Genomic DNA, 20,646 nt, shown 5'->3' with positions numbered 1-20,646 from the left:
TCAGTTACTCCATTGGGCTCTCGGATCAAATGCTGCTTTGTCGGCAAGTTCTTGCCACAGGGCCTTGGTGGCCTCGTCGCCATGGGTCGGCATGACCACTTTCAGTTGCGCATACAAATCACCGCGCTGGCCTTGCTTGTCCACCAGGCCGTGCCCCTTGATGCGCATGCGCTGACCGCTCTGGCTGTCAGGGCGAATGGTCATCATCACCTTGCTGGTCAGGGTCGGTATCGCCACCTTGGTGCCCAGCGCAGCTTCCCACGGCGCCAGAGGAACCGTGATAACCAGGTCATGGCCTTCAACATCGAACTTCGGATGCGGTGCAAAACGGATGATCAGGTACAGATCACCGTTGGCCCCGCCACCCACGCCCGGGCCACCCTGGCCTTTAAGGCGGATGCGCTCACCGTCGGTCACACCGGCCGGGATCTTCACGTTGAGGGTCTTGCTGACCCCGCCTATCTGAAAGCTGATGGGCTTGGACTCACCCGACAGGGTTTCTTCAAGGAAAATCGGCAATTCCATTTCAACATCCTGCCCGCGACGGCCCGCACTGCGGCCTGATTGCCCACCAAAACCGCCACCACGCGAACCGAAGATCGAGCTGAAGAAGTCCGAAAAATCGCCATTGTCTTCGAAACCGCCGCTGGAACGGCCTTGCCAGCCCGGCGGCCCCTGGAACGGCTGGCCATGCTGGCCGTATTTGCGAATTTCGTCGTATTCAGCGCGTTTTTCGGCGCTTTTAAGCGCTTCATACGCCTCGTTGACATCCTTGAACTTGCTCTCGGCGTCCTTTTCCTTGCTCACATCCGGGTGATACTTGCGCGCCAGCTTGCGATAGGCGGTCTTGATCGCCTTATCGTCCGCCGTGGGCTCGACACCCAGGATCTTGTAATAGTCTTTGAAGTCCATGTAAGGATCACCATCCGTTATCAATATCGCGCAGCTCAGGTCACCAGAATGCTCCGGTTGCCCGGCCTGTCATTTGACCGGCCTCAAGAACAGCGCTGCCAATGTTTATCGGCAGCCTAAAGACTGCCACGCCAATGACTGGAAGTTTGGGGATCAAGGATAGTCTTTCAAGTGGATTAAAACCTGCGATTTAACGATTAGTCGTGCTTCGATTCTGCGGCGGTCTGACATACACTGCGCGGCCGTTTTTTGACCGGAACACGAAAGACATGAAAAGCGCCTCTCCAGCACGTGCCTGCGGTATCGACTTCGGCACGTCAAACTCCACCGTCGGCTGGCTGCGTCCAGGCGTGGAAACCCTCATTGCGCTGGAGGACGACAAGATCACCCTGCCCTCGGTGGTGTTCTTCAATATGGAAGAACGCCGCCCGGTGTATGGTCGTCTGGCGCTGCATGAGTACCTGGAAGGCTACGAAGGCCGCCTGATGCGCTCGCTCAAAAGCCTGCTGGGTTCCAAGCTGATCAAGCACGACACCAGCGTTCTGGGCACGGCGATGCCGTTCAAGGACTTGCTGGGGCTGTTTATCGCCCAGCTGAAAAAGCGCGCCGAAGCGACCGCCGGTCGTGAATTCGAAGAAGTGGTACTCGGTCGCCCGGTATTTTTCGTCGACGACGACCCCCTGGCCGACCAGGAAGCCGAAAACACCCTGACCGACGTAGCACGCGCCATCGGTTTCAAGGAAGTGTCCTTCCAGTACGAACCGATCGCCGCGGCATTTGACTATGAGTCCACCATCGAGCGCGAAGAGCTGGTGCTGATTGTCGATATCGGCGGTGGTACGTCCGACTTCTCCCTGGTGCGCCTGTCGCCCGAGCGCCGTGGCCTGGACAACCGCCAGGACGATATTCTGGCCACCGGCGGCGTACACGTGGGCGGTACCGATTTCGACAAACAGCTGAGCCTGCAAGGCGTGATGCCATTGTTCGGCTACGGCAGCCGCATGAAAAGCGGTGCCTACATGCCTACCAGCCATCATATGAACCTGGCCACCTGGCACACCATCAACTCCGTGTACTCGCAAAAATCCCAGCTGTCGCTGGGCAGCATGCGTTACGACATTGAGGATACCGGCGGTATCGACCGTCTGTTCAAACTGATCGAGCAGCGTGCCGGACACTGGCTGGCGATGGAAATCGAGCAGACCAAGATCGAACTGACCCACAACGACAGCCGCCATGTGCCGCTGGACCGGGTTGAAGCGGGGTTGAGCGTAAACCTGAGCCGGGCGATGTTTGAAGAGTCCATCGACAACCAGCTGGAACGCATCCGCAACAGCGTGACGCAATTGCTGGGCAATGCCGGCGTGGGTGTCGAGCAGGTGGATACGGTGTTCTTCACCGGTGGTTCGAGCGGGATTCCGGCCTTGCGCCAGAGCGTCGCGGCCATGTTGCCGAATGCGCAGCATGTTGAAGGCAACATCTTCGGCAGCATCGGCAGCGGTCTGGCGATTGAGGCCAAAAAGCGTTACGGCTAAAACCCTCGCCCCAACCCTCTCCGTCCGGGAGAGGGTTGGGGCAAGCCGTTACACCAACCCCACCTGCTTCAGCTCACTCTTCAAATATGCATAGTAGATCGGCCCCGCCACCACGCCCGGCAGGCCGAAGGCTGCTTCAAAGACCAGCATCGCCAGCAGCAATTCCCACGACTTGGCACTGATTTGCCCGCCGACGATCTTGGCGTTGAGGAAGTATTCCAGCTTGTGGATAACAATCAGATAACCCAGCGCCCCGATCGCCACCCAGATCGATAGCGACAAACCGACGATAGTGATCAGGGTGTTGGAAATCAGGTTGCCAATCACCGGCAGCAAACCCAGCAGGAAGGTCAGCACGATCAGGGTTTTGGTCAGCGGCAGATGCACGCCCAGCAGCGGCAGGACTACAGCCAGAAAGATCCCGGTAAATACCGTGTTGAGCAGCGCGATCTTGATTTGCGCAAAAACGATATTGCGAAAGGCTTGTACCAGCAGGTGCAGACGCTCGAACAGCGCAGCCGACAGCGGCTTGCGGCGGCTGATATCAGGAATGGTCTGCAAGGCCATGATGGCCCCCAGCACCATGCCGATCAGCAGGGTCACGAACATATGCGCGGCGTCTTTGCCCACCAGTTGCAGATCGCTGAGGTGCTTGTTCATCCATTGCCCGATGGCAATCCGGAACTCGGCAGCACTGGCTGGCAGGTAGCTGTCCAGGAACGGCGGCAACTGGCCGCGGGCCCGATCGACTACGGCCATGAATTTATTCAGTGAAGCGCCGGGGTTTTCCGCCTCATGCAACAGAAAACTGATGGCACCGGCAAAGATCAGCGCCAGTACGCTGACAATCACCGTACCTAGCAAAGCCACCGCCAGCCAGCGCGCACGGCGCCCGGCAATCAGACGCTGCAATTGCGGGGTGAGCATATTGACCAGTTCGAACACCAACAAGCCCGCCAGCAGGCTGGGCAACAAACGCAACGGGAAAACCAATAGCAGGCCGCCAGCAATAATGATGTAGCTGGCCAAGACGATGTGACGCTGAGAAAACGATGGCATACAGCCTCAAAACTGACAGCGTGAAAGGACAAGCAGTCTGCCAGCCTTCAGCTGCGAGCACTAGAATTTGTGACTGGCGGGAGGGCATACACCCTGTGGGAGCGGGCTTGCTCGCGAATCAGGCGCTGCGGTATGTCAGTTAAACCGCAGTGAGGCCATCGCGAGCAAGCCCGCTCCCACAGTGCCGATCATTTTTTCTTCAGGCAATCACTCATAAAGGCTTTGCGCGCATCGCCCTTGAGGGCCTGGGTGCCGGCGGTGGCATTGCAGGTTTTCATCTTGTCCTGCTGCGTCGCCGGCTTGGCTTTGAGGCAGGTACTCATAAAGGCTTTGCGCTCATCGCCCTTGAGGGCCTTGGCACTGGCGTCAGCGTTACAGGTGGTCATTTTGTTTTGTTGGGCCGTGGCCGCAAAGCCCTGGGAACACAGGAGCAGACCTATCATCAGCAAAGGAACACGCAGCATCTTCATGGAGTTTTCTCCTTGTTGGCGCGCCAACGGGCAGCGCGATTCCTGAAGTGTAGACAAACTCTGTTACAGCACTCGTGCCTGACGTCGATACTGCTCCGGGGTACATCCGGCCTGGCGCTGGAACATTGCGATAAACGCCGACGAGGTGCTGTAACCCAGGTCGAAGCCCACGTCCTGCACGCTGCGCGCAGACTCCAGCGCCTCAATCGCGGCCAGAAACCGCAGACGCTGACGCCACTCGCCAAAGCTCATGCCCAGTTCCCGCACAAACACCCGCGCCAATGTACGTTCGCTGACATGCACCTGCTGCGCCCACTGGCCCAACGGGCGGTTGTCGCCTGGGCTCTGTTGCAGCGCTTCCAACACCAGCAACAGGCCCGGATGGCTGGCATAAGGCAAGAAGCACTGATGCACCGGTGCCTGGCGCAATTGATCGACCAGCACCCGGGCCAGTCTTACATCGGCTTCGCTTTGCGGGATATTGATATCGCGGCGGGCAAAGTCGCTGAGGATGGCCTTGAGAATATCGCTGATAGCCAGGGTGACCGGGGTGGTCGGCAAGTGCTGGCAATGCACGGCATCCAGATACACCGAACGGTAAACAATAGCCTGGGCGTTGTAGGCACTGTGCTCGGTGTTAGGTGGCACCCAGACCGCGTATTGCGGCGGCGACATAAAGCGCCGGCCATCGACTTCAAAGCGCATCACACCGTGGGCCACATAATCCAGTGAGCCCCAGGCATGGGTATGGGGCACGGCATGGCTGTGGGCCTCAATCTCGGCATAGCGAAAGTAAACCGGCGCTGGCAGACCGTCGAACTCGGGGACGTTGATCAGATTCTTGTGCATGCTGTCTGGATACGGGGTGAGGTTGGCTGGATCGCAGTATAGGCTCGCAGACAGACAAGCGGATAATCACCGCTCATTAACCCTGTGGTTGTCACCGATGCAATACGCTTACCCGCTACTGGCCATTTTGATCTGGGCCGGCAATACCGTTATCAACAAGCTTGCGGTGGGAGCGATCTTCCCGTCCGAGATCGGCTTTTATCGCTGGCTGCTGGCTGGCCTGCTGTTTACCCCCTTTATGCTCAAGCCGGTGATGAGCAACTGGCCGATCATCCGCCCCAACCTGGGCAAGATTTTCATCCTCGGCGTGCTCGGCATGGCGGTGTACCAGAGCCTGGCCTACTACGCGGCGGCCCGTACGTCGGCGACCAATATGGGCATTATCCTGTCATTGATGCCGCTGATGGTTCTGAGCATGTCGATTATCAGCCTGGGGCAGCGCCTGACTGCCGGGGCCTTGGTGGGCGCGGTCGTATCGTTTGTCGGGGTACTGGTGGTGGTGTCGAGCGGCAGCCTGGCGGCCTTGCTTGATCATGGCCTCAACCTGGGTGACGCGATGATGCTGGTCGCCACCCTGGCCTATGCGGTTTACAGCACCCTGCTGAAAAAATGGCAACTGCGCCTGCCGCCGCTGCAGATGCTGTATATGCAGGTGCTGGTGGCGATTGTGGTGTTGTTTCCGCTGTATCTGGCCTTACCTAAGGTCGGGCCAACGGTGCATAACATGGGGCTGGTGCTTTACGCCTGCGTGCTGGCGTCGATGATCGCACCGCTGGCCTGGATGAAAGCCGTGGCCAGCCTTGGCCCAAGCCGTACTACGCTGTTCTTCAACCTGCTGCCGTTGATTACCGCGCTGATCGCAGCGGTGGTGCTCAAAGAGCAACTACATGCCTATCACCTGATTGGCGGGGCGCTGACCTTGGGCGGAGTGATTCTGTCGGAGCGCTGGACTACGCCGTTGCGGGCGGCGTGATTTAGCCCTCACCCCAGCCCTCTCCCTGCCCGCTTTCGATGTCCAGCTCAAGCCTTCGCAGAGAGAGGGAGTCAACTGGTGGCGTTGCCCGGATCCACTTTTGCCTTTAGTCCCCTCACCCTCTCCCTCCGGGAGAGGGTGAGGGACTTTTGATCTACTTCACCGTCTTCGGCACCTTGCCCTGCTGCATTTGTTGCAGCAGCGGCGCGCACTGGTTGGGTTCGCCACCGCTTGGGGCGACCAACGCCAGTAATCCCGCCGCCGGCCCTGCAATCACACCCAATGCCACCATGCCCGCACCACGCAACAGCAGCGGCACGGCTTGCACACCCGCTGACGGGTTGGCAAAGGTACCGCGTACATACAGCGGTGAACGCAACGAAAACAGACGCAAACCCTTGGACTCTGGAGTGATCTTCAAGTCCAGCTGCTCGGTGGCAAGGTTGATCGTGCCATCGATATAGATAATCGCGTTCTCGGTATCGAACACAAACAACCGGGTACTGGCCAGCCCGTTCTTGATCCCCAGGTCCGCTGCCGCGCAGTTGATCTTCACGTCCTCGTCGCCAAAAATCTTGCCCACTACATAGTTGCCTACGTTCAGGCCGGCAATTTCCATAAGACTGCGACTGATAGCGCCGTCATTGATGATCATCTTCAGATCACCGTTGGCGGTGCCCAACAACTTGGCCACCGAATTGCCGGTACCGGTAATCGTGGCATCACCATTGAGTTCGCCGAAGCTGGTTTTCATCGGTTCAAAGGTGGGAAACAGTTGCTTGAGTTTAAAGTTGCGCGCGGTCAGCCTGGCGCTGCCTTTCAGGGGCGCAGCACGGCCGTTGAGACGAATCTGCGCATCCAGCTTGCCACCTGCCACGCCAAAACGCAGCGGTTCAAGACTCAGTTCGCCATCATTGAGCACCACATGGGTGTAGAGGTCGGTAAACGGCAGCTCGGCGCTTTGCACGATACGTTTGCCGGTGAGTTCTACGTCTGCGTCCATATCGCGCCAGCGCTCGGTGCGAAACTCTTCCACCGGCAGCACCTTGCCCGCAGGCTGCTTGCTCTCGCTGCCCCGGGCTTTTTGCTGGGTGTTGGAGTCGGCACCGATCAACGGCCCCAGGTCAGCCATCAGCAACTGGTTGGACACCAGCTTGCCGGACAGTTTGGGCCGCGGCTGGCTGGCCACGTATTTCAGATCGCCATGGATATCACTGCTGCCGATTTTGCCGTTGAAATTTTCATAGCTGAAGGTCGCGCCACTGGCTTCACGCAGTTTGGCGGTCAAATGGCCGTCGGTGGAGTACGGCGGCGAATCCGGCAAGGTCACGCCGGTCAACGGATAGAGGTTACTCAGGCTGGTACCGGCCAATTTCAGGCGCAGGTCCAGGGCACCCAGATTGAGCGGGTCGGTCAAGGTCCCGGCCAGCTCGACATGGCTGTCGGCAATGCTGACCCGGGCTTGCAACGGGAAAGGCTGAGTCGCGTCCTGCAATGCCAGCAGACCGCCAATTTTACCGCTGCCGTTGAGCTGCTGACCGTGGTATTGGCCTTTGACCTTGAGGGCGAACGCATAGTCCTGCGGTTTGCCGCCCTTCTCCAGGGCCTTTTTCGCGTCTTTTTCGCCGACGATCTCGCTAAACGGGATGGGTTTGCCCAGCGAGTCGATCAGCACGTCCAGTCGGGTTTTCAGGGTCTGGTCATTGAGGGTCACATGCCCCTTGTCGAAGCCGATAGCACCGATGTCCAACGTCCAGGCTGAAGGCTCGGCATCCGGGTCCTTGGGGTCGAAGGTAAAGGTCCAGTTCGCCCGGCCATCAGCCAGGCGCTCAAGACTGGCGCTGGGCTCTGTCAGATTGATGCGCGGGATATCCACGGTTTGGGTCAACAGCGCCAGCGGCGACAGGCGCAGCTCGACTTTTTTCAGGCTGGCCATTTGCGCAGTTTTCGCCCACTCGGGGTTGCCCAGGGTCAGGTCCTGAGCAATCACATGGGGCCACGGCACCCAGGCCCGCCAGCCGCCCTGATCCTCTTCGCGCTGCCAGCGCACAGCCAGGTCACCGTTAATAGCAAACGGGCGGTGGAGGATTTCAGACACTTTGCTGTTGATGGTCGGCTTGATGCGGTTCCAGTCGAAGGTAGCGAGGATCACCACCAGCACGGCCACCAGCAGAACGAAAATACCGCCTGCCCAGGCAAGGGTCTTACGGGTGCGCGTCATGTCACGGCTCCTTGAATTCCACAGAACGTCCCAGTTACGACGCCATAAATGTACGACTGGCAAAGACGCCGGAAGGTTTAACCCCGGTACGGCTTTCGTATAAAAAATTTCAAAAGCCCCGGGCTAGAGCCTCCCAGCCTGAACAATCAATTTTGTCGATTATCACCATTGGCCGTATGAACTTTGATATCCGGCAGCCAAGCGTAGCATTGCCATCACACCTACTTAGTTGCATTGCTACGGAGCACACACCATGAAACGCCCAGTCCTGTTTGGTCTTTCCCTTTCACTGATGGCCTTCAACGCCTTCGCCATGCCTGCCGATGAAGAGCCGACCCCAATGGCCCAACCAGCATCGAGCTCCTTGAGCCAGCCGCTCAACCCGGTTGCCGAAGACGGCGCACAACGTACCCTGGACCAACAAAACAGCTATGCCGAAGATGGCTACGATCGCACTCCGGGCAGCCAGTTTGTCGCCGAAGGTGGCGCTGATCGTCTGGCAGAACGCAACAAGCATGCGAGCTAAGCCTTTCGCAGGTGTGGGAGCGGGCTTGCTCGCCAATGCATCCCTGCCGCTGATCCGCTAGACCGCGTAACCTGCATCGCGAGCAAGCCCGCCCCCACACTTTGTGCAGTACACCGTTCGACGTCATCAAAGCCGATTTGCTAGAGTGCGCCGCTGTACTTGTCTGGAATACCAGCCCCGATGCTGCCTCGTGCCGAACAGAAGCAACAAACCCGCCTTGCGCTGATGGATGCTGCCCGCCACTTGATGGAGTCGGGTCGCGGCTTTGGCAGCCTGAGCCTGCGCGAAGTCGCAAAGACCGCTGGCATCGTGCCGACCGGTTTTTATCGCCACTTCAGCGACATGGACCAACTGGGCCTGGCCCTGGTCAGTGAAGTCGGCCAGACCTTTCGTGAAACCATTCGCCTGGTGCGTCACAACGAACTGTTTATGGGCGGTGTGATCAACGCCTCGGTACGAATTTTTCTCGACGTGGTAGAAGCCAACCGCTCGCAGTTTCTGTTTCTGGCCCGCGAGCAATACGGCGGTTCGCAACCGGTTCGCCAGGCCATTGGCGCCCTGCGCGAAGACATCACTTCGGATCTGGCGGCCGACCTTGGCTCCAAGCCCAAGTTAGCGCACCTGAATCATGCCGGCCTTACCGTGATCGCCGATCTGGTGGTCAAAAGCGTATTTGCCGCCTTGCCCGACGTGATCGACCCGCCTGCAGATTCACTGCCCGATCACCTGCAGCCCCAGGCCAAGATCAGTCAGCAACTGCGCTTTATTTTTATCGGGCTCAAGCACTGGAAAGGCCTGGGCAGTACCGAGTAATCGCAAGCGCACCCCATTGGTGCGCCGATGCGCAGATTGCGCACTTATATAGAACATCTTCATCTTTCTGCACCCTTTTTGGGCCTGCATTTGCAGCCTCCGACCGGGTTGGCAAGCCCCTTGCTGTGGTTGGAGTAATGTCCATTGCAGGAAGCCTTCCGATGCTGGTGATTCATCGCAGAGTCCAGTCCCACCCCGTGTGGAGCGCCGAGTTACACCTGAACTTCGAAGCCCGCAGCAAAAGTCGCCTGCGTTGTTTCAGCAGCAGCGGCGAAGATGTCGGCCTGTTCCTTGACCGTGGCCAGTCACCGCTGGTTGATGGCGAATTTCTGCAGGCTCAGGACGGACGCATCGTGCGCGTCTGTGCCAGCCCCGAAAAGCTCCTGCATGTCACCTGCTGCAATGCTTTTGAACTGACCCGCGCCGCTTATCACCTGGGCAACCGCCACGTCGCCCTGCAAGTGGGTGATGGCTGGTTACGCCTGCTTGACGACTACGTGCTCAAGGCCATGCTGGAGCAACTGGGTGCCCATATCGAGGCCATCGAAGCTCCGTTTCAGCCCGAATACGGCGCCTATGGCGGTGGCCATCACCACTCCCGTGCGGGCGAAGAGGACTTCAACTACGCCCCGCGGTTGCATCAGTTTGGTGTGCGCTTGTGAACCCGGCCTGGGCGCTCTTGCGCCTGGCCAGCCCGCAGCTGCCCATTGGCGGCTACAGCTATTCCCAGGGGCTGGAAATGGCCGTTGAAAACGGCCGCGTGGCTGACCCGGCCACAGCAGCGCGCTGGATCCGCGATCAATTGCTGCTCAACCTCGCCCGCTTCGAGGCGCCCTTGTTGCTCGCCCACTGTCAGGCCGCAGCGGATCAAGACTGGAACGCTTTGCAGCGTTTGTGTGACGAGCATCGCGCCAGCCGTGAAACCCGCGAACTGCATCAGGAAAGCCGGCAAATGGGGTATTCCCTGCAACAGTTACTCACCGGCTTACCGGAGCTGGACGAGCCCGCACGCGAGTTTCTCGCACAACAGGCCGAGCCCCATCTGGCGCTGGGCTGGGCATTGGCCGCCCGTGCCTGGGGCATCGACCCACAGGACGCATTGGCCGCCTGGCTTTGGAGCTGGCTGGAAAACCAGTTGGCCGTGCTGATGAAAACCCTGCCCCTGGGCCAGCAAGCGGCCCAGCGCATGACCAGCGAACTGTCGGCTGCGTTGCAGCAGGCCCAGCAACACGCCAGTAGCCTCCACTTATCCCACATTGGCAGTGCCGCTTTCGGCCTGTCTTTGGCGAGCATGGCCCACGAGCGCCAGTACAGCCGCCTGTTTCGTTCCTAGGAGAAAGCAATGAACACACAGCCTTTGCGTGTTGGCATCGGTGGCCCGGTAGGCTCCGGCAAAACTGCGCTCACCCTGGCCCTGTGCCTGGCCCTGCGGGAAAAGTACAACCTGGCCGTCGTCACCAACGATATCTACACCCGTGAAGATGCTGACTTTCTGGTGCGCAATGAGGCGCTGGCGCCAGAGCGGATCATCGGTGTAGAAACCGGCGGCTGCCCGCACACAGCGATTCGTGAAGATGCTTCGATCAACCTGGAGGCTGTGGATCAGTTGAACCGACGCTTTCCCGGCCTTGACCTGATTCTGGTGGAATCGGGTGGGGATAACTTGTCGGCCACCTTCAGCCCGGAGCTGTCCGACCTGACCATTTACGTGATCGACGTGTCCGCCGGGGACAAGTTACCGCGCAAGGGCGGGCCGGGGATCTGCAAATCGGACCTGCTGGTGATCAACAAAATCGATCTTGCGCCGCTGGTGGGCGCATCGCTGGAACTGATGGACAGCGACACCAAGCGCATGCGCGGTGCAAAACCCTTTGTGTTCAGCAACCAGAAGACCGGACATGGCCTGGACACCATCGTGGCGTTTATTGAGCGTCAGGGATTGTTGATCCAATAGCGGTGAAATCATCTGTGGGAGCGAGCCTGCTCGCGATGGCCGCGACGGGGTACATCAGAAAAACGCAGCGATGCCATCGCGAGCAGGCTCGCTCCCACAGAGTTGAGATCATCCGGGGAATCACGGTGTATCATGTCGCGCAATCGCCCCAGCCGTGACGACACCCACCGATGCCTGATGTAGCCAGCTCCGACTTCCCGCTTGAACTGACCGCCCAATTTGCGGCAGTACAGCAGCATTTTCGCCAGGTCATCGTGCCGCTCTGGCAAGGCCCCGGCTGGAATGCCGAACTCGCACTGCCCTTCGAAGCCTTGAGCCCCACGCACCAGCCGCTGCCACCCCAGCGCTATCGCGCCATGGCTTGCGCACGGCAGCTGTACCTGTTCGCCAGCCTGATCGACGACCCGGCGTTCCCCGGTGCCGCCGAACGCGCTGCTGAACTGTTCCGCTCGCTGCACCTGCATTTTCATGACGCCGAGCACGGTGGCTGGTTCTACAGCATCGGCCCCGATGGCGCGCCGCTGGATCAACGCAAAGACCTCTACACCCACGCCTTTATCATCTTTGCCTGTGCCCATTACTGGGCGAAAGTGCGCGAACCACAAGTGGCGTCGGCGCTCAATGGCGCACTGGCAGTGGTGGCTGAACGTTTCAATGACGGCAACGGCCTGTATGAAGCCAGCCTGGAGCGGGATTGGTCGCCACTGGGCAGCGGCCCGCTGCAAAACCCGTTGATGCACCTGGCCGAAGCGTTCCTGGCCACTTTGTCGGTACGTGACGATAAGCCAGTGCAGACGGCCTTGCTGGCCCTGGCCGAGGGTATGCAACAGCGCTTTATCGAGCCTGTGCATAACGTCATGCTGGAAAAACCGCTCGGAGCTGTGGATAACTGGTTTGAACCGGGGCATCAATTCGAGTGGTTCTTTTTGCTGGAGTCTTCGCCACTGCTGCGCCAGACGCCGTTGCACGGTTCGCTGGAGCGGGCGTTCGGGTTTGCCGAGCAGGTGGGGGTCGACCCGCAGAGCGGCGCGGTGTGCGGCATGCTGGCCCCTGATGGCAGCCTGCGCGATGGTACCCAGCGTATCTGGGCACAGGCCGAGTACCTGCGCGCCCTGACCTTGCGCCCGAACAGCCAGGCACAGGTGCAGCGTCAATTGCTGGCGCTGCAGCAGAAGTTTCTACATGCCGGTGGCTGGTACGAATGCCGCGATGGCGCGGGCAAGGTCAGCCGCGAGGATATGCCGTCGACCACGCCTTATCATCTGGCCACCTGTTACAGCGGTTTGGCGCAATACCTCGGCTAACACCAACAGCTGTGGGAGCGGGCTTGCTCGCGATGGCATCACCGAAAAAGTCCTGACAAACCGCGCCGCCTGAATCGCGAGCAAGCCCGCTCCCACCACTCAAGGCTGGCTCAGGCAATCCACTTACGATCACCGGTAAAGCTGATGGTCAGCCAGCGCGCACTGTCCGCGGCACCCAGCAGCCCGGAGATCTCTTCGCGCAGTGCATCAAGGGTCTTCACGCTGGTCAGTGGATAACCTGCCGGCAACACGATATGAATCTCTATAAACCGTGCACGCCCGTGCTTCTGCACATAGGTTTTGTAGCCTTCAAAACCATGCCGCGCCGACATTTCCTCGAGCACATCCCGCACCTTGTCATCCAGCGCATCCGGGACAATCCCGAGCACATCACGCAAGGCCGGCTTGAGGATCTTGAACGCCGGCGCAAGCATGCTCAGCGCCAGCAAAATCAGGATCGCCGGGTCAACATAAGCAGCCCACTGTGCATAACCCTGCTGCTTCAACAGCAACGCCGTGACAAAACTTATCAACAGCCCCACCGACAACATGGCATCCACCAGCCAGCTGACATTATCGAACTGGATAAGGGTTGACTTGAGCTTGCGATTTTTGCGCTTTACCCAGAAGTAGTAGGCAAATTCAACAACGGTGAACACCGCCGCATAGACGATCACCAGCCCCAGTTCGATATCACGCCCGCCATTGATAATGCCGAACACGCCATTGAGAAAGGCGTAGATCGCAATCAACAACAGGAAGCTGCCTTCAATCAGCAGCACCATGGGCTCAAGGTGCCAAAAACCGAACTGGAAACGCTGGTTGCTTTCCTTGGCGATCAGTTGCGCCGTAATCAGCATCAGCACTTTGATAAAAGTCGCGATCAGAGAGAAAAACCCATCGAACATGATGGATTCGGAACCCGAAATAAAACCCGTCACGATGCCGGCAATGGCCACCGCGAACATTAGAACGGTCGATTGCTTGAGCAGTTTCTGCTCACCACGGTTACTCACACAAACTCCTTTTCAGCCCGATTGAATGCGACCCCCTCAGGAGGTCGCAGGTGGGCTGCCAGGGGTGAGTTTACTCCTTGGCGTGGCGCTCGATGGCAAAACCGCTCCAGGACTGCGTGACGGGCATCAGCTCAAGGCGGTTGATGTTGACGTGGGCCGGAGTATTGAGCACCCAGAAAATGGTCTCGGCGATGTCTTCTGGCTGAATCGGTTCGGCGCCCTGATAGGTCGCGTCGTAGCGAGCCTTGTCGCCGCCAAAGCGCACCATCGAGAACTCGCTCTCGCACAGGCCCGGCTCAACGTTGCTGACCCGCACGCCCGTGCCCTGCAAATCGCAGCGCAGGTTCAGGGAGAACTGTTTTACAAACGCCTTGGTACCGCCATACACATGGCTGCCGGGGTAAGGATAACTACCCGCGATGGAACCCAGGTTAACGATCCCGGCACCACGGCCGTAGGCAATCAGTCGTGGCAACAGCAGGCGGGTGGTGTAGAGCAGGCCCTTGATATTGGTGTCGACCATGGTCTCCCAATCGTCGAGGTCGCATTTGGGCGCAGGGTCGGTACCCAGGGCCAGGCCCGCGTTGTTGATAAGCCCACGCAATCTGCTGAACGAAGGTGGCAAACCGGCAATCGCCGCTTCCATCGCGGCACGGTCGCGCACATCCACCACCAGGCCGTGTACTTCGGTTTGCTTGGATAACTCTTCGCACAATGCTTTCAAACGGTCTTCGCGTCGCCCCGTCAACACCAGTTTCCAGCCTGCCTGTGCAAACTTGCGTGCACATGCTTCACCAAATCCGGAAGTCGCGCCCGTAATAAACAGGGTGGAAGTCATCATGTTCTCCTTGGCTGGCGGGCATCGGCCGCCGTTGAATTGGACGTTGAGCAGAATGCCCCGGCTAGCGTTCAGCGGCAACCTGCGGTGTTTTCGCAACAAGTCTGTACAAAAAACAACCAGCACGCGACAAGCCACGACGAACAAGGGCTGGAGCCAGATGCGCTCACCTTATCCACAGGCCCGTCCACAGTCTTTGGGGGCAACTCCAAAAAGCGCAAAGCCCCGATCCACAAGGGATAGAGAGCATCGGTAAGACTTTTTTACTTGACCCGGGCACACCCCGCATGCAGACGCCCCAAAAAGGTGCAACCGTGGAAAATCCGCCAGATAGCCAGAGGCCAGTAATTACGCTGCCTGGAGCATTCTTTCCAGAGTTTAACCACAGACTTATCCACAGGTTAGTCATTATTTCCAGACGCTCTTTACACCCGTACAAACCTGTTGACAAATCGGCGCAACGGCTGCGCAAAAGCCGCTGGTCGAAAAATAACCACCCAGCTGGACACCTTGTAAATAAAGGGCTACAGCCAACTACTCCCACGTTACCCACAGCCACCTCCACAGCAAACGGGGACAAGTCAAAATGATGACAAAACAGGTAATTGCAGCGGCTTTATGTCGCGCTTTCACAGCGTTGTAATATTGTTTTCCACAATTTGCGGCGAGGGCGGGCGGGGTGGAATTGTCTGACAAAAAGACATGTGGGAGCGAGCCTGCTCGCGATGGGATCGACGCGGTGATTCAAACAAACCGCAGTGATGCCATCGCGAGCAGGCTCGCTCCCACACAGAGAGATGTGAAATGCCTGTTAATGCCCGCCCAAATAAGCGTTACGCACCTCCTCGTTACTCAGCAGTTCCTTGCCGGTGCCGGTCAGACGGATTTCACCGTTGACCATTACATAGGCCCGGTCCGACAACCGCAGGGCATGGTTGGCGTTCTGCTCCACCAGAAAGATGGTCATGCCAGTGCCTGCCAGCTCCCGCAGCGTGGCAAAAATCTGCTTCACCACAATCGGTGCCAACCCCAGGCTGGGCTCATCCAGCAACAGCAGCTTGGGCCGGCTCATCAGCGCTCGGGCAATGGCGAGCATTTGCTGTTCGCCACCCGACATGGTCATGGCCCGCTGATTGCGCCGCTCCAGGAGCCGGGGGAACAACTCGAACATGCGCTGCATGTCTTCGTCGGCATATTTGTCGCCAATGGGGATGGTGCCCATCAGCAGGTTTTCTTCCACCGACATGTCCGGAAACACGCGACGGCCTTCCGGCGACTGGGCTATACCGTTGGAGGCGATGTAGTGCGAGGACTTGTGGGTAATGTCCACCCCCTGGTAGATAATTTGCCCGCCGCTGGCCCGGGGCTGGCCAAAAATCGACATCAGCAACGTGGATTTACCCGCGCCGTTGGAGCCGATCAGGCTTACCGTTTCGCCCTCCTCAATATGCATCGAGACTTTTTTCAGGGCCTGGATCGGCCCGTAGTGAACGTCCAGTTCCTTGAGCTCGAGGATCGTGCCCGTCATATCAGCTCCTCTTCGTCTGCGCCAAGGTAGGCCGCAATCACTTTGGGGTCGTTGCGGATGGCCTCAGGCCCGCCTTCGGCAATCACGTTGCCGTGGTCGAGCACCACGATGTGATCGGAAATGCTCATGACCATGCCCATGTCGTGCTCGATCAACACCACCGTCAGGTCGTGTTCGTCGCGCAGCAGGCGGATCATCCCGCTCAACGCTTCGGTTTCCTGCGGGTTGAGGCCTGCCGCCGGTTCGTCCAGGCAGATGATTTGCGGCCGCGTACACATGGCCCGGGCAATCTCCAGGCGTCGCTGCTGGCCATAGGACAACTCACCGGCCAGGCGATTGGCACAGTCCACCAGGTCAACCACCTCCAGCCAGTAGAAGGCATGATCCAGCGCATCGCTTTCAGCCTTGCGATAGCCCTTGGTATTGAGGATGCCGGCGAGCATGTTGCGGTTGACCCACATATGCTGGGCCACCAGCAGGTTTTCCAATACCGACATTTCCTTGAACAGGCGGATATTCTGGAACGTGCGCGCCAGCCCCGAGCGGTTGACCAGATGTGTTCCGCCGAACATTTTGTAATACAGCCGGCTGGCAAACGCCTTGGGCGATACAAAGTCGCTCAGCCTGAACGGCTCCCCCAGTAGCTTGATCACGTTGGTACGAGTACCGCGGGCATTGAGTTCGATCCTGCCGCCGCTGGCTTTGTAAAAGCCGGTCAAGCAGTTGAACACTGTGGTTTTACCGGCACCGTTGGGGCCGATCAGGGCAAAGATCGAGTTGCGTTTGACCTTGAGGCTGACATCGCTCAGGGCCTTGATCCCGCCAAAGTGCATCATCAGTTTGTCGACCGAGAGCACAACATCGTCTTTTGACAATTCGCTCATGGCGCAACCCCCTTGCGTGGCGCAACTCCGACACGGCTGATACGGATCAGGCCTCGCGGTCGCCAGATCATCATCAACACCATCAACACACCAAACAGCAGCACCCGGTACTCGGCAAAGCTGCGCAACAGTTCAGGAGCCACCGTCAGCACGAATGCGGCGATCACCACGCCCACTGTCGAGCCCATGCCGCCGAGCACCACAATGGCGAGGATCAGCGCCGACTCGAAGAAGGTGAACGAGGAAGGGTTAACAAAACCCTGGTAGCTGGCAAAGAACACCCCGGCCAGGCCAGCCGTGGAGGCACCAATGGTGAACGCCGACAGCTTGACCAGCACATGGTTGAGGCCCATGGAACGGCAGGCAATTTCGTCTTCGCGCAGCGCTTCCCAGGCGCGGCCGATCGGCATGCGGGTCAGGCGGTGCTTGATGTACAACACCAGCAGCACCACCAGAAACAACACGATATAGATAAACAGGAACTTGATATTGGGGTTGTATTCCAGGCCGAAGAACTCATGAAATGGCACCCCGCCATCCTTCGCGCGACGGCCGAACTCCAGACCGAAAAAGGTCGGCGATGGCACCGGCATGCCATTTGGCCCGCCGGTAAACGACAGCCAGTTGTTGAGGATCAGACGGATGATTTCACCAAAGCCCAGGGTCACGATGGCCAGGTAGTCACCGTGCATGCGCAACACCGGAAACCCCAGAATGCATCCCGCCATCGCCGCCGCAATGGCCGCCAGCGGCAGCACCGTCCAGAAACCCAGCCCCAGGTATTGATAGCCCAGCGCCAGACCATAAGCGCCGATGGCATAGAACGCCACATACCCCAGGTCGAGCAACCCCGCCAGGCCAACCACGATATTCAGCCCCAGGCCCAGCAGCACGTAAATCAGCCCAAGGATGACCACGGTCAGAATGTATTTATTGGCGAAAAACGGAAACACGATGGCAATCACGATCAGCAACGGCACGATCCAGCGCAGCCGCGACTTGTAGTCCGGTGCCAGCACATGCACGCCCGAGCCTGTGGACTCAAAGCCCTGCAGGATTTTCAGCCCTTTGGCAGTCTGTAAAAACAGGCTCAGGGCAAAGCGCCCGACCATAACGATAGCCACCAGCCAGCCTACCCGGGCCGGTTGCAGGTTGAAGCTGTAACCGTCGAGCACCACCCCTACGATGGGCCCGAACACAATCAATGAAATCAACCCGGCCAGGATCGAGTCGACTACGCTTTTTTTGATATCAATCGGTTTATTAATGGCTACAGACATACTTACACCTTCGCCACGAGAGGACGACCCAGCAGGCCTTGAGGACGGAAAATCAGAATCAGCACCAGCAGTGAGAAACTGAATACATCCTTGTAATCCGAGTTAATCAACCCGGCAAAAAGCGACTCGGAAATACCCAGGATGATCCCGCCGAGCATGGCCCCCGGCAGTGAACCGATGCCGCCGAGCACCGCTGCGGTGAAGGCCTTGATCCCGATGATGAAACCGGCATAGAAGTCGAACGTGCCGTAGTTCATGGTAATCAGCACACCAGCCAGCGCGGCCATGGCGGCACCGATCACGAACACGTAGGAAATCACCCGGTCGGTATTGATCCCCAGGATCGACGCCATCTTGCGATCCTGCTGGGTGGCGCGGCACATGCGGCCCAGCTTGGTGTACTTGATGATGTAAGTAAGCAGGCCCATGCCCACAAAGGCGGCGAGCAGAATAAAGACTTTGGTGTAGGTCAGCTGTACGAAGCCTGAGCCGATATCGACCCGCCACGCCCCGCTAAGTAACGTCGGCACGCCCTGCTGACGTGAGCCTTGGGCGATTTGCACATAGTTCTGCAGGATAAGGGAGATACCAATGGCGCTAATCAGCGGCGCCAACCGTGTGGAATTGCGCAGCGGCTTGTAGGCCACGCGCTCGATCACCCAGCCATACACGCCCGTGACCACCACCGTAAAAATAAGGGTGCCCAACATCAACAACGGGAAGGATTCGATACCGAAGTATGCCAACAGAGCCAGACTGATCGCCGCGAGGTAAGCAGAGATCATGTACACCTCGCCGTGGGCGAAGTTGATCATGCCGATGATGCCGTAGACCATTGTGTAGCCGATGGCGATCAGGCCGTAGACAGACCCGAGGGTCAGGCCGTTCAGCAGTTGCTGTAGGAAAATACCATCCATAACGCAATCTCACGCACTGGAGCCTTTGCGCAGACGCAAGCCATCCACGCCGTCACAGGACAGCTTGGCTGGCAGGGTGTGCGCGACTCCTGGAAAAGAAGACAGGTGGTGCAGATCCATCCCTACCTGATGCCCGCCGAAGCTGGCATCAGGTAGGTGACTCATCTCACTTCTGTTTTTCCAGTTGGTGATATTTACCGTCTTTGTCCCACTGGTACATAACGTAGTCGGAGACTTTAAGGTCACCTTTGCTGTCCCAGGCTTTCTCACCCATCACGGTTTTAACCGGGTTGGCCTTGAGCCACTTGGCAGCATCTTCACCCTTGTTGGATTTGGCGCCGGCAAAGGCGTCAGCCAGGGCCTGGACCGAAGCATAGGCGTACAGGGTGTAGCCCTCTGGTTCGGTGCCAGCCTTACGGAACTCTTCAACCACCACCTTGCTGTCTGGCAACAGGCGCGGGTCGGCACCGAAGGTCATATAAACGCCGTCAACGTACTGCGGGCCGCCTGCGGTGGTAACCAGTTCGTCGGTGACCACACCATCATCGGACATGAACTTCACATCCTTGAGGCCTTGCTCACGCAGTTGGCGTACCAGCGGGCCGGCTTCCGGGTGCAGGCCACCGAAATACACCACGTCGGCCCCGTTGGAGCGGATTTTGGTCACCACGGCACTGAAGTCTTTTTCGCCTCGGGTCAGGCCTTCGTACAACACAGGGGTCACGCCGCGCTTGATCAGTTGCGCCTTGGTGGCGTCCGCCAGGCCCTGGCCATAGGTGTCCTTGTCGTGCAAAACGGCCACTTTCTTGCCTTTGAGCACATCAACAATGTAATCCGCCGCCACAATGCCCTGCTGGTCATCACGACCACACATGCGGAACATCGCGCTCAGGCCACGCTCGGTCACCGCCGGGTTGGTGGAGCCAGGAGTGATCGCAATCACACCGGCATCGGCGTACACCTCAGACGCCGGAATGGTCGATGAAGAACAGAAGTGCCCTACTACACCGGCCACTTTGTCCTGGTCGACCAAACGGTTGGCGACGGCTACGGCCTGTTTCGGCTCGCAGGCATCGTCCCCGGCCACCAGAACGATCTTCTCGCCGTTGACCCCACCGGCGGCGTTGATCTTGTCTGCCGCTGCCTTGGCACCCTTCATGTACTGCTCGCCAAAAGCTGCGTTGGCGCCAGTCATCGGGCCGGCAACACCAATTTTCAGATCAGCCTGAACAAACGAAGAAACGCCCAATGCAGCTGCTACGGCGAGGGCCAGAAAACCTTTCTTGTAGAACGTCTGCGACATGAGGTGGTGCTCCTGAGGTTTTATTAGATGGCACTTCGACTTCACCTAAAGCGCTGAGCAAGCCGCGTGCCATTGGCTTTTTATTCTTAAAAAAGTCGTTCTATTGTTGTTATATCGACTGTTTCGAGCCCATTTTCATTGGGCGTGCAACCGTCTAAACCGAGGAAGGTAAAACCGCTATGTTTCTACAGGCGCCACCTGCCGCAGCCGGTATTGCAACCAGGTTGCCCCAGGTTGCGCAAACGTCCTGTAACCACTTGCGTC

The 20,646-nt window shown here is 58.6% G+C and carries 21 protein-coding genes; 8 read left to right on the top strand and 13 right to left on the bottom strand.

Features of this window, described 5'->3' with window-relative positions; all coding sequences use genetic code 11:
- The gene (gene cbpA, locus EQV96_RS19040) at nucleotides 1–912 is read right to left on the bottom strand and encodes a curved DNA-binding protein (RefSeq protein ID WP_095000995.1); all 912 of its coding nucleotides are present in this window, start codon (nucleotides 910–912) and stop codon (nucleotides 1–3) included.
- Nucleotides 913–1,181: 269 nt separating this feature from the next.
- On the opposite strand from cbpA, the gene EQV96_RS19035 reads away from it, so the two are divergent.
- Complete coding sequence (locus EQV96_RS19035; RefSeq protein ID WP_095000994.1) at nucleotides 1,182–2,447, top strand: Hsp70 family protein; 1,266 nt, start codon at nucleotides 1,182–1,184, stop codon at nucleotides 2,445–2,447.
- A gap of 48 nt (nucleotides 2,448–2,495) precedes the next feature.
- Here the strand turns inward: EQV96_RS19035 and EQV96_RS19030 are convergent, their stop codons facing one another.
- The 3 genes from EQV96_RS19030 to EQV96_RS19020 form a co-directional block, all read right to left on the bottom strand.
- On the bottom strand, nucleotides 2,496–3,506 hold the full coding sequence (locus EQV96_RS19030) for an AI-2E family transporter (protein WP_095000993.1): 1,011 nt from the start codon (nucleotides 3,504–3,506) through the stop codon (nucleotides 2,496–2,498).
- Between the two features lie 188 nt (nucleotides 3,507–3,694).
- Entirely contained in the window at nucleotides 3,695–3,976 is a 282-nt protein-coding gene (locus EQV96_RS19025; RefSeq protein WP_095000992.1) for a PsiF family protein, read from the bottom strand.
- Between the two features lie 63 nt (nucleotides 3,977–4,039).
- Nucleotides 4,040–4,825, bottom strand: a complete 786-nt coding sequence (locus EQV96_RS19020; protein ID WP_095000991.1) for a helix-turn-helix transcriptional regulator — start codon at nucleotides 4,823–4,825, stop codon at nucleotides 4,040–4,042.
- Nucleotides 4,826–4,922: 97 nt separating this feature from the next.
- Here EQV96_RS19020 and EQV96_RS19015 point away from each other — a divergent pair, with 97 nt between their 5' ends.
- Nucleotides 4,923–5,798, top strand: a complete 876-nt coding sequence (locus EQV96_RS19015) for a DMT family transporter (RefSeq protein ID WP_240882249.1) — start codon at nucleotides 4,923–4,925, stop codon at nucleotides 5,796–5,798.
- Between the two features lie 154 nt (nucleotides 5,799–5,952).
- On the opposite strand, the gene EQV96_RS19010 is transcribed toward EQV96_RS19015, so the two are convergent.
- Entirely contained in the window at nucleotides 5,953–8,019 is a 2,067-nt protein-coding gene (locus EQV96_RS19010; protein WP_240882248.1) for an AsmA family protein, read from the bottom strand.
- A gap of 253 nt (nucleotides 8,020–8,272) precedes the next feature.
- Here EQV96_RS19010 and EQV96_RS19005 point away from each other — a divergent pair, with 253 nt between their 5' ends.
- The 6 genes from EQV96_RS19005 to EQV96_RS18980 all read left to right on the top strand — a co-directional run bounded on the left by EQV96_RS19005 (nucleotide 8,273) and on the right by EQV96_RS18980 (nucleotide 12,616).
- Complete coding sequence (locus EQV96_RS19005) at nucleotides 8,273–8,545, top strand: hypothetical protein (protein ID WP_095000988.1); 273 nt, start codon at nucleotides 8,273–8,275, stop codon at nucleotides 8,543–8,545.
- A 180-nt stretch (nucleotides 8,546–8,725) separates the two neighbouring features.
- Complete coding sequence (locus tag EQV96_RS19000; RefSeq protein ID WP_095000987.1) at nucleotides 8,726–9,358, top strand: TetR family transcriptional regulator; 633 nt, start codon at nucleotides 8,726–8,728, stop codon at nucleotides 9,356–9,358.
- Between the two features lie 161 nt (nucleotides 9,359–9,519).
- Nucleotides 9,520–10,020 (top strand): urease accessory protein UreE, encoded by a 501-nt coding sequence (ureE, locus tag EQV96_RS18995; protein ID WP_095000986.1) that lies wholly within the window; start codon nucleotides 9,520–9,522, stop codon nucleotides 10,018–10,020.
- Entirely contained in the window at nucleotides 10,017–10,691 is a 675-nt protein-coding gene (locus EQV96_RS18990; protein ID WP_095017670.1) for an urease accessory protein UreF, read from the top strand. The genes ureE and EQV96_RS18990 overlap by 4 nt, the downstream gene beginning before the upstream one ends.
- 9 nt (nucleotides 10,692–10,700) lie before the next feature.
- Nucleotides 10,701–11,312, top strand: coding sequence for an urease accessory protein UreG (gene ureG / locus EQV96_RS18985; RefSeq protein ID WP_095000984.1), 612 nt, complete (start codon nucleotides 10,701–10,703; stop codon nucleotides 11,310–11,312).
- A 170-nt stretch (nucleotides 11,313–11,482) separates the two neighbouring features.
- Nucleotides 11,483–12,616, top strand: a complete 1,134-nt coding sequence (locus EQV96_RS18980) for an AGE family epimerase/isomerase (RefSeq protein ID WP_095025260.1) — start codon at nucleotides 11,483–11,485, stop codon at nucleotides 12,614–12,616.
- A gap of 110 nt (nucleotides 12,617–12,726) precedes the next feature.
- Here the strand turns inward: EQV96_RS18980 and EQV96_RS18975 are convergent, their stop codons facing one another.
- The 8 genes from EQV96_RS18975 to EQV96_RS18940 all read right to left on the bottom strand — a co-directional run bounded on the left by EQV96_RS18975 (nucleotide 12,727) and on the right by EQV96_RS18940 (nucleotide 20,382).
- The gene (locus EQV96_RS18975) at nucleotides 12,727–13,632 is read right to left on the bottom strand and encodes a cation diffusion facilitator family transporter (RefSeq protein WP_095000982.1); all 906 of its coding nucleotides are present in this window, start codon (nucleotides 13,630–13,632) and stop codon (nucleotides 12,727–12,729) included.
- A gap of 70 nt (nucleotides 13,633–13,702) precedes the next feature.
- Nucleotides 13,703–14,470, bottom strand: coding sequence for an SDR family oxidoreductase (locus EQV96_RS18970; RefSeq protein WP_130872345.1), 768 nt, complete (start codon nucleotides 14,468–14,470; stop codon nucleotides 13,703–13,705).
- Between the two features lie 811 nt (nucleotides 14,471–15,281).
- Nucleotides 15,282–15,998: an ABC transporter ATP-binding protein gene (locus tag EQV96_RS18965; protein ID WP_095000980.1), complete on the bottom strand. Its 717-nt coding sequence runs from the start codon at nucleotides 15,996–15,998 to the stop codon at nucleotides 15,282–15,284.
- Nucleotides 15,995–16,882, bottom strand: coding sequence for an ATP-binding cassette domain-containing protein (locus tag EQV96_RS18960; RefSeq protein ID WP_095017673.1), 888 nt, complete (start codon nucleotides 16,880–16,882; stop codon nucleotides 15,995–15,997). Before EQV96_RS18960 ends, EQV96_RS18965 begins: the two co-directional genes overlap by 4 nt.
- Nucleotides 16,879–18,162: a high-affinity branched-chain amino acid ABC transporter permease LivM gene (livM, locus tag EQV96_RS18955; RefSeq protein WP_095000978.1), complete on the bottom strand. Its 1,284-nt coding sequence runs from the start codon at nucleotides 18,160–18,162 to the stop codon at nucleotides 16,879–16,881. The genes EQV96_RS18960 and livM overlap by 4 nt, the downstream gene beginning before the upstream one ends.
- A 2-nt stretch (nucleotides 18,163–18,164) precedes the next feature.
- Nucleotides 18,165–19,079: a branched-chain amino acid ABC transporter permease LivH gene (locus EQV96_RS18950; protein WP_095000977.1), complete on the bottom strand. Its 915-nt coding sequence runs from the start codon at nucleotides 19,077–19,079 to the stop codon at nucleotides 18,165–18,167.
- A 9-nt stretch (nucleotides 19,080–19,088) separates the two neighbouring features.
- Complete coding sequence (locus tag EQV96_RS18945) at nucleotides 19,089–19,244, bottom strand: hypothetical protein (RefSeq protein WP_153327708.1); 156 nt, start codon at nucleotides 19,242–19,244, stop codon at nucleotides 19,089–19,091.
- A gap of 1 nt (nucleotide 19,245) precedes the next feature.
- Nucleotides 19,246–20,382: a branched-chain amino acid ABC transporter substrate-binding protein gene (locus EQV96_RS18940; RefSeq protein WP_095000976.1), complete on the bottom strand. Its 1,137-nt coding sequence runs from the start codon at nucleotides 20,380–20,382 to the stop codon at nucleotides 19,246–19,248.
- Nucleotides 20,383–20,646 lie beyond the last annotated feature (264 nt).

The organism is Pseudomonas sp. TMW22080 (assembly GCF_022496745.1).
Classification (GTDB): Bacteria; Pseudomonadota; Gammaproteobacteria; order Pseudomonadales; family Pseudomonadaceae; genus Aquipseudomonas; species Aquipseudomonas bubulae.
Note: the sequence above shows the minus strand (reverse complement) of the source record. Positions and strands in the feature narration are given on the sequence as shown.